The sequence below is a fragment of the Nostoc sp. UIC 10607 genome (assembly GCF_047228265.1).
Taxonomy (GTDB): Bacteria; Cyanobacteriota; Cyanobacteriia; order Cyanobacteriales; family Nostocaceae; genus Nostoc; species Nostoc foliaceum_A.
Map to the genome: position 1 here is coordinate 1 of NZ_JBIQNW010000152.1, position 3,255 is coordinate 3,255.

Genomic DNA, 3,255 nt, shown 5'->3' on the forward strand with positions numbered 1-3,255 from the left:
TTCATGGTGAGTGGAACTATATTATCAAACCCAAAATTTCTCCCTAATTGTTCAAGTTATTTTTACTTGATGCCTTAGCAATCTGGTACGAAAATTGCAGAAACCGCTACTCGAACCTGTGTTGTACCTGACTATCGTGCTGTGGCCGGTTTTTTGGTTGATGACTTGGCTCTCGTATTTCAATGGTTCGCTGTATATCACCGTCGAACTATCTGGATTTACGGGTACTGAAACACGCGGTCAACTAAGTTTTGCAGGTCTATTATCAGCATTGGGTTCACCTAGTGTTCTGGCTCGTGGCACACTGGGAATGTTGAAATTCGACGAAACAGACACACTGGCAACTATTAACGTTCCTGTATTGGTAATGTGTGGGGCTTCAGATATAGCAACAAAACCTGTGGCGAGCGATCGCATGAAAGCAGAATTGCCTTATTCTGAACGAGTCACCCTAAAACCAGGTGGACACATGGCATTGATGGAACAAAACGAACAATTTGCCGAAGCAGTCAGCACGTTTTGCGCTGGCTGCTCATAGCTGGGATCACTACCTGAAGCTTATTTAAAGGCTAGATGTACTTAGCACCTTTTGATTACTTCCAAAGTAGAGTTCGCCCAATTCTTCCAAAAAAACATCGGTCTGCGATTCTGGATTACGGAAGTAGGGATGGATGGGAAGGAGTTCAGCACGAGGGCGGGTTTCCGGTGAAGACAAAACTCGCTCAAGCAAAGTCAGATAGTTTTCAGCAGTAGATTCCCAAGTGTACGTCTTCAAAACTCGTTGTTGACCAGCTTGGGCAAAATACTCCCACTCCTGAGCATCACATAGCAACCGCTCCAAGCCCCGCGCAATATCAGCAGGATCTTCTGGGTCAACGAGTACGCCATATTCCTTATTTCCCTGTCGGAAGCTCTCGCTGGGACCACCGTTCTTGGTTGCTACGACTGGCAAACCTGCGACTGCTGCTTCTAAAGGAGCAAGCCCAAAGGGTTCGTAGAGCGCGGTTAGCGCAAATACTGAGCGGCGTTTAACTATAAACCGATAGGCTGCTGCCAGTGACTCTTGAGATTGATCTGACAAGCCAAAGGCACTGATCTTGCCCCACAAGTCTTTTTCTTTGACTACCTCCCGAATGGGGGCTAATACCTCTTCAGCTATGCCGTCACTAGCCTCCTCTCGTAAAGGATCGTCCAACCCTCCTGTAATTAGCATCAAGTTAGCTCGTTCCTGGAGTGTTGGACTTATTGCGAAGGCTTGTACTAGCCCTAATATATTTTTTTTCAGCTCTAATCGACTGGATGCTACAATAACGGGCAAATCTCGACGGGCTTCTGCAATGTCCCGTGCCAATCGCTCCTGAATCAACTCTTTGGTAGCTTCCTCATTTTCGGAACGTGCCTTTGCACCGAAAATCGAGAAATCTGCTCCCGGTGGAATTACTGCAAAGCGATTGTCGTCGTCTACATCCACTACACCACGATAGACTCGATGAGAATACTGTTCAAAGCGTTCTTGTCGCGTACTAGTGATATTAATGGCCGAGCGATTCATGCTCAGGCGTTCGGCTAAGATGCGATATTTAAAATGAAATTGCTCATCTATTTCTGGCAGATTTTCTGGGGTGGCTTCCAGTTTGTCCATCTTTTGAGCGCCGAGAGAATGAGCAGTAAAGGTAAAAGGTATGCCTGTCTGCTCTTCAATTAGAGCGCCACACAGTCCTCCATCGCCATAGTGAGCAGTCATAGCATCGGGTAAGCCACCTTGCTGTTGATAAAATTTCAAGATGTTGGGTACCCAATCAGCAACCAGATGAGGCCACAATAACTCTTTAGGGAGAAATTGTTTTGGCCCAGCTGGTAAGCGGATAATGCGGACGTTATCGACTCCTGGATATGCCTCAAATGTTTCAGCAAACTCTGGCCACTCAGGGTCAATAATTTGACGGGTCAGAATATCAACTTTATGACCCATTTGAGCTATGGCTATGGCGACTTGCTTAACGTAGATCAGCTGACCCCCAAAATCTGGGTGTTTCGTGATGTGGCTATTGCCTGAATCAAAATTGCCTTGAGGGTTGAGAAATCCAATGTGCATCGCCCACTTCCTAATACAGGTTGATTTCTACTAAAGATTTTTGCCTAAAGACGGCGGCATAACAGCTTAGTGAGCTTGTTAAAAACTCCCAAGGCTGAAAAACGCAGGCAGTGAGGCTGTAGATAAATACCATCAAAAAGTGAGTCAAAGGGCTTTTATTGATTCCCTTTAACTTAAACCCAGCCAATTCGCGTATTTTCCTAATGTTTAAGTTAATCGCTACTGCGGCTCGTGCATATATACCGGATGACATAAATAGACTTATCAGCAAATGTGAAATGCTTACTGTAAAATGGTTTTAGCGATTATGACCCAAGTGCGATCGCAAACCCTAAATCGACTTAATAACGAGGGCTTAAGGGAATAAGCTAAGCTAAATCATCAGGAACTGTTACAAAGATAGCGAGAATAAAGAATGATTGTGTCACAGACGAATCAATGAGCCATAAATCATGCATGGCTTCACTTAACTCTGTGTACAACTCAGAATCCTTACTCAAACGCCGAAATCGATAGAGCCATCCGAATGTGCGTTCTACGATCCATCGTTTCGGTAATCGCTCAAATGTTTTTGAGTTCCTTTGAATCACCTCAACTCGAGCCTGTTCTCCACAAACTTGCTTGACTGCTTGAGCAAAGTTTTCTCCTGAATAGCCTTGATCTACCCAAACAACTTCCAATTTGGACAATTCTTCAACCGCCTCATCGCGGATTTCTCACAAAATCTGAAAAAAGGGGATCAAAAGCTGCGAAAATGTATATATAGCAATATTACGTCTCCCCTCATTCGTTGTTCTTGAGTGTAGAGATTTATCTTGCATATTTATTGAAGGAGAAAGCGGTTGCCGTCGGCAACCGCTTTCTCCTTCAAATGATTATCATTATTATTGGCTGTATTTCTTATTCTCTGGAAGTCCCTAGAAAACTTCAGTTGGGCTTTAAAAAATGCGTTTTATGCTGGCATCACGCTTGCCAAAGATACTCCTCCTATGCCCAAACTTAGACCGCTTCTTCAGAATGAAGCTTTACTCTCCAGCCTAAAAGCAACAAGCCACAGGAGATGCGACATTGGCAACAATCCGCCACTATGGGGAGTTTCAGGGGACAGAAAAGCCGTCCAAATAATTTTGGAAAAAATAGTTGACACAAAGAGTTGGGTT

3 protein-coding genes and 1 pseudogene are annotated in these 3,255 nt (G+C 44.4%); 2 read left to right on the forward strand and 2 right to left on the reverse strand.

Going from position 1 to position 3,255, the window contains the following annotated elements:
• Window positions 1–94: 94 nt before the first annotated feature.
• Complete coding sequence (locus tag ACEYW6_RS35870) at window positions 95–538, forward strand: alpha/beta fold hydrolase (protein ID WP_412983557.1); 444 nt, start codon at window positions 95–97, stop codon at window positions 536–538.
• Window positions 539–562: 24 nt separating this feature from the next.
• On the opposite strand, the gene ACEYW6_RS35875 is transcribed toward ACEYW6_RS35870, so the two are convergent.
• Together ACEYW6_RS35875 and ACEYW6_RS35880 are read right to left on the reverse strand one after the other, a co-directional pair.
• Window positions 563–2,095, reverse strand: coding sequence for a glycosyltransferase (locus ACEYW6_RS35875; protein WP_412983558.1), 1,533 nt, complete (start codon window positions 2,093–2,095; stop codon window positions 563–565).
• A gap of 424 nt (window positions 2,096–2,519) precedes the next feature.
• Window positions 2,520–2,799, reverse strand: a pseudogene (locus tag ACEYW6_RS35880) (transposase); the annotation flags it as partial.
• A gap of 183 nt (window positions 2,800–2,982) precedes the next feature.
• Between ACEYW6_RS35880 and ACEYW6_RS35885 the strand changes: the two are divergent.
• Window positions 2,983–3,255 (forward strand): hypothetical protein (locus ACEYW6_RS35885; protein ID WP_412983559.1); only part of this gene is annotated, 273 nt, incomplete at its 3' end.

Excerpts from the sequence above, each read along its gene's own strand:
- ACEYW6_RS35875 (WP_412983558.1), bottom strand. The coding sequence starts at position 2,095 with ATGCACATTGGATTTCTCAACCCTCAAGGCAATTTTGATTCAGGCAAT.